We start from the raw sequence: 712 nt of genomic DNA, 5'->3' as shown, positions 1-712 counted from the left end.
CGGGAGGTCGAAGGGCGCTGTAGACGCGGACGGAGGGTGTTCAGGCTCGGGTTGTGACGACCGACCTCAACACCCTCCTGACCGCACTCTACGTCCGCATCGACGACCACCTGGCCCCTCGCGTGCGCGCCGGACGCCGCCCGCGGCTGACCGACTCCGAACTGCTCACCCTCGCCGTGGCCCAGGTGCTGCTCGGCGTGCGCTCCGAGGCCCGCTGGCTACGGCTGGTGCCCGCCGCGCTGCCCGGCGCCTTCTCGTACCTGCCCGGCCAATCGGGCTACAACAAGCGGCTGCGCGCGGCGCTGCCGCAGCTCAACCGCCTCATCCGGATGCTGGCGGCCGACACCGACCTGTGGACCGACTCGGTCTGGCTGGTCGACTCCACCCCGGTGGAATGCGCCCGCTCCCGCCCGGCCGCGCTGCGCTCGGCGCTGGCCGGCACGGCCGGCTACGGCTGGTGCCGCTCACACTCCCGCTGGTTCTGGGGACTGCGGCTGCACCTGGTGTGCACACCCGCCGGGCTGCCGATCACCTGGGCGCTGGCCCCACCCGGCCTCGATGAGCGCCAGGTGCTCATGGCCATGCTCGATCACGACCAGCCGCTGCTGGCCGCCCGGCCGGGACTGCTGCTGCTCGCCGACAAGGGCCGACGTCTCCGCCGAACTCGACGACTATCTGCACGCCCGCGGCGCCGAGCTGCTGCGCCCCTCCT

At 73.3% G+C, this 712-nt stretch carries 1 pseudogene; it reads left to right on the top strand.

The features are described from left to right. Positions 1 to 53: 53 nt before the first annotated feature. Positions 54 to 712, top strand: a pseudogene (locus tag ABQ292_RS26605) (transposase); the annotation flags it as partial.

It is taken from the genome of Geodermatophilus maliterrae (assembly GCF_041018925.1).
In the GTDB taxonomy this organism is placed as follows: Bacteria; Actinomycetota; Actinomycetes; order Mycobacteriales; family Geodermatophilaceae; genus Geodermatophilus; species Geodermatophilus maliterrae.
The sequence above is the reverse complement of the archived record's forward strand: the minus strand, read 5'-3'. Positions and strand labels throughout refer to the sequence as shown.